Source organism: Anaerorhabdus sp., from assembly GCF_036657415.1.
Taxonomy (GTDB): Bacteria; Bacillota_I; Bacilli_A; order Erysipelotrichales; family Erysipelotrichaceae; genus Anaerorhabdus.
Genome location: NZ_JAVXGL010000115.1, coordinates 1 through 4,785 on the forward strand (window position 1 = coordinate 1; position 4,785 = coordinate 4,785).

Sequence of the window (4,785 nt, forward strand, 5' to 3'; positions counted from 1 at the left end):
AGACATATAAAGATATGACAGGTAATGAAATGGAAAAGGTTGCAGCTCATGGAGGAAATGAATGTGGAATACTTGAAAGTATTCTAGATAATCCCAATATTGCAAATCTTGGTCCATGTATGAAATATATTCACACCCCACAAGAAACACTTCAACTTGAATCTTTTGATCGCATGTATGATGTGTTAGTTAATGTAATAAAGAAATTATGAGTTCCAAGGTTTCTTTAAAGCGTTACTTTATTTTAATTATTCTTCAAACACTTGCGGCGAATTTTGCGCACCCAGTAACTCCAACATTGATTAGTGATTTGAAATTTCATAGCTATATGTTTGGGGTAGCGTTTGCGTCAATGTCACTTACTTACTTCTTATTTGCACCTTTTTGGGGAAAGGTTAGTGATTTAATAGGAAGAGTAAAAGTGTTAGCGTTATGTTGTATAGGCTACGCAATTGGTCAATGGGTTATGAGTGGAATGCATACAGAATTAGATTTTGTAATTGCACGATTGATTTCAGGGTTCTTTATTGGTGGAATTAGTGTTTGCCAACTTACTTATATTATTGATGTATGTGACTTGGAAAATCGAGGAAGAAATCTTGTCATTAATGCAACAATTCAATCGGTGTGTGGTCCGCTAGGTTATTTAATCGGTGGATTAATTGGTACTTATTCAATTACATTGCTTTTTGGTTCGCAAGTTTTTCTACTAGCTTTATCTGGAGTACTCTTCTTTATCTTTTTAAAGGATATTGATAATGAGAAAAAGAAAGTAACTAGAAAAGAATTTATAAAAAATGCAAATCCATTTGCTTCATTTATTGGAATTAATAAATACTTAACAAAACAATTAGTAATCTTTTTTGTAGCTATTATAATTGCATCATTTGGAATTACTGCCTTTGATCAATGCTTTAATTATTATATTAAAGATGTATATGGCTTTCTCCCTGCGTATAATGGATTATTAAAAGCAGTAATAGGAATTATTGCGTTACTTGCGAATGTAACAATTTGTATGTGGCTTATGAAAAATACAACGATTAAAAAAACACTTGTCTATGTATATGCATTAACTAGTATCGTTGCCTTTCTTGTAGCTGGTACAAAAGAATTACTATTCTTTGTAATTGTGGCTATTCTATATTTTGCATTAGTTGCAATAGTGACACCACTTCAACAACAGATTGTTTCATTACAAACAACGCCTAAAAGTAATGGTCAAATCATGGGGTTTTATAGCTCTGTGAATTCTTTGGGAATGGTTTGTGGATCATTATTTGCAGGATTTATCTATGATTTAGGTCCATCGATTTCATTTCTAATAACAGCTATATGTTTCTTATGCATAGCTGTATTAATTGGATTAACCAATCGATTATCAATGAAAGGATAATAATATGAGAACAGTAAAGACCCTTAGGGAGCAATATCAACTTATTGATGAATTGCTAGAAAAGAAACTACAACAAATACCAGCACTTATGGAAATTGCTGGCATTGATATGTGGATTGTATTTGCGAAAGAATATAATGAAGACCCAATATTAGAGTTTCTTACACCAACATCATTTCCAACTGCTCGTCGATTAACATGTTTGATTTTTGCGAAAACAAAAGAAGGTTTTAAACGATATAATGCAGGTAGACCAAGTTCGGATTTAGATCCATATTATGAATCAATTTTCAATGATGTCGATGAAAAACAATTCGCTGCAATTCGAGCAATTATTGAAAAAATTAACCCAACTAAAATTGGATTAAACTTCTCAAGTCATTATGCATTTGGTGATGGACTAACAAAGTCAATTTATGATGATTTTGCGAATGCAATGTCAAAAGAAATTCTTGATAAAGTTGTAAGTGCAGAAAACCTTTGTTTACGTTATTTGGAAACGCGATTACCAGAAGAATTAGAACGCTACAAGGAGATTGCGGAACTTGCGATGGATATTGTAAATGAAGCATTCTCATTCAATGTAATTGAACTAGGAAAAACCACAACACGTGATTTAGAATGGTGGCTAAAACAAGAAGTCAATCGTTTGGGATTACCTTTTTGGTTTCCACCAACAATTGACTTACAACGAAAAGACTCTGGTCCTATTTACGACGATGTGACAATTGAAAGGGGCGACTTGCTCCATGTTGACTTTGGTTTAATTTACCTTGGACTATGCACTGATCATCAACGTTTAGCGTATGTTCCACAAGTAAATGAAACAGAAGTTCCAGAATATTTAATGAAAGCATTCAAGGAAAATAATCACTTCCAAGATATTGTATGTGCGAATTTTATTGAAGGAAGAACAGGTAATGAAATATTTACTGCTTCTGTGAATCAAGCTAAAGCAGAGGGAATTACGCCAATGTTATATACACATCCAATTGGTCATTATGGACATGGTCCAGGACCTACAATAGGTCTATTTAATGAACAAAAAGAAATAAAAGTAAAAGGGGATTATCCACTTTACAAAAATACATGTTATGCGTTGGAACTTAATACAAAACGACTTGTTCCAGAATTTAGTAATAAAGATTTATATGTATTTACTGAAGAAACAATAGACTTTGATGGTGAAAAATGTATTTACCTTGCAAAAGGCAGAGACCATATTCATTTGGTTAAGTAGGAGGACACTATGAAAAAACCGTATGTTATTGTTTTAACTGGTGCCAGCAGTGTTGGTAAAAAACCAATTGTCAGAGCTCTATTAGAAGATAAAGAACTAGACTTAAATTACTGCAAATCACTCACAACACGTCCTAAAAGAGATGATGAGATTGATGGGCAAGACTACTTCTTTATTTCACACGATAGTTTTGTAAAAGAAGTCAAAGAAAAGAAAATTCTAGAATATACAGAATTCAACGGTTACTATTATGGAACTAGTCGTGAACAAATTGAGTTTCTCTTGAGTATTGGTAAGAATGTATTAATTGATGTTGAGGCACAAGGGGTTGGGCAAATTAAACTGATATTGCCAGAAGCACTATGTGTATTTGTCGAACCATCAAGCATGGAAGACCTTGAACAACAAATTCGAGATCGATACAATGATAATGAATTTTCAATGAAGCATAGAATTAACAAAGCTAAGATGGAAATGGAACTTCTTCCATTATTCCGTCATACTGTTAAAGTAGACAATGTTAATGAAGCTGTTGAAGACATTAAACGATTTGTAGCTGAATAAGTAGGATAGGACTTAAAATGTAGAGTTGAGAAGTATTTCAATAGCTCTTAACTTTAAGTCCTTTTATTTAAAAGAAAGAGTGGAAAACAAGATGAAAGAGAAAATGATAGAAGCCTTTAAAAAAGCAGAAGGTGGCATGTTTATTGAAGTAGAAAAAGCAGATGTTGGTAGTTCGTATCAAGAAATGGAAAAACAAGGAGTAGCACTTATGGGATGGGCAGATCCTTTTATGCCAGATAAAAGTTTACCAGTACATGTTGAAGAAGCACTAATTAATTCAATAAAAGGTGCGTCAGCTGCACATTATACTGCACCTGTAGGTAGTCAAGAATTAAAAGATAAACTTGCCATAAAACTTGAACAATTCAATAAGTTAAAAGTCGATTCACATCGTAATATTTTGATTACTCCAGGGTCAGATTCTGGCTTGTATTTTGCTATTTTACCTTTTATCAATGAAGGTGATGAAGTTCTCATACCGACACCAAGTTATCCAAATAATTTCTTAGATATTGAAATTATGGGTGGCAAAGTAGTTCCTGTTCCTTTAAATGAAGAAGAAGACTATCAATTTAATGAAGATACATTTGAAAAACATGTGACTTCTAAAACAAAGATGATTTTGTTGACTCATCCGAACAATCCAACAACAACCGTATTCAACCGTAAATCATTAGAAATACTTGCGAAATGTGCTATTGAACATGATTTAATCTTGGTTTGTGATCAAGCCTTTGAAGATTATTGTTATGAAAATGAATTCATTACGCCAGCTGCTTTACCAGGAATGTTTGAAAGAACTGTAACGGTATTTTCATTCTCTAAAGGAATGGGATTGAGTGGGCTGCGAGTTGGCTATGTGGTGTGTTCAGATGTAATTATGGATGCTATGTTTGCGAATGCAGTTGCTGTAATTGGTGCTACCAATACTTCTTGTCAACAGGCGGTATTAGCAGCATTGAATGATACACGATTTATGAAGGAATTTGAAAGCGCATTTGATTTGAGAAGGCACCGAGCTTTTGAGATATTTAACTCTATTCCCAACGTTAGTATGAAACTTCCTGAATCAGGTTTCTTATGCTGGGTCAATGTTTCAAAACTAGGTAAATCGAGTGATATAGTTAAATATTTATTGAAAGAAGCTAAGGTTTCGGTAAATGATGGTGTTAACTATGGTATCGGTGGTGAAGGACATTTAAGAATTGTTTTAGGTGTTTATCGTGATAATTGGAAAATATTTGATATACTAGATAGGGTTAAAAATGCATTGATGCATTACCAAGATATGAACAACTAAGGGGGAGTTTTTTTGAATAACGCAATTATTTTAACAGAAGTAGATCGCCAAATACTAAACTCATATGCAAATTTTTTGCATGGTCTAGCAAATTACTTAGGTGATGCATATGAGATTGTTCTACATAGTTTAGAGGATTACGAACACTCTGTTGTAGCGATTATTAATGGAGAACATACAGGAAGAAAGATTGGAGCACCAATTACAAATCTTGCTTTAGATATGTTAGATAAACTTGTGGATTCCAAGCAAGATAACATCTCATATTTCAGTACAAATAAAAAA

At 33.1% G+C, this 4,785-nt stretch carries 5 protein-coding genes and 1 pseudogene; all 6 read left to right on the forward strand.

Going from position 1 to position 4,785, the window contains the following annotated elements; all coding sequences use genetic code 11:
* Positions 1–212 (forward strand): annotated as a pseudogene (locus tag RSB60_RS10875) (beta-Ala-His dipeptidase); the annotation flags it as partial.
* On the forward strand, positions 209–1,396 hold the full coding sequence (locus RSB60_RS10880) for an MFS transporter (RefSeq protein WP_332491234.1): 1,188 nt from the start codon (positions 209–211) through the stop codon (positions 1,394–1,396). The pseudogene RSB60_RS10875 and the gene RSB60_RS10880, both read left to right, overlap by 4 nt.
* A 4-nt stretch (positions 1,397–1,400) precedes the next feature.
* On the forward strand, positions 1,401–2,636 hold the full coding sequence (locus RSB60_RS10885) for a M24 family metallopeptidase (protein WP_332616311.1): 1,236 nt from the start codon (positions 1,401–1,403) through the stop codon (positions 2,634–2,636).
* Positions 2,637–2,645: 9 nt separating this feature from the next.
* Positions 2,646–3,200, forward strand: coding sequence for a guanylate kinase (gene gmk / locus RSB60_RS10890; RefSeq protein ID WP_323381071.1), 555 nt, complete (start codon positions 2,646–2,648; stop codon positions 3,198–3,200).
* A gap of 91 nt (positions 3,201–3,291) precedes the next feature.
* On the forward strand, positions 3,292–4,500 hold the full coding sequence (locus RSB60_RS10895; RefSeq protein WP_332475810.1) for a pyridoxal phosphate-dependent aminotransferase: 1,209 nt from the start codon (positions 3,292–3,294) through the stop codon (positions 4,498–4,500).
* Between the two features lie 12 nt (positions 4,501–4,512).
* A partial coding sequence (locus tag RSB60_RS10900) for a PAS domain-containing protein (protein WP_332616314.1) occupies positions 4,513–4,785 on the forward strand: 273 nt, incomplete at its 3' end.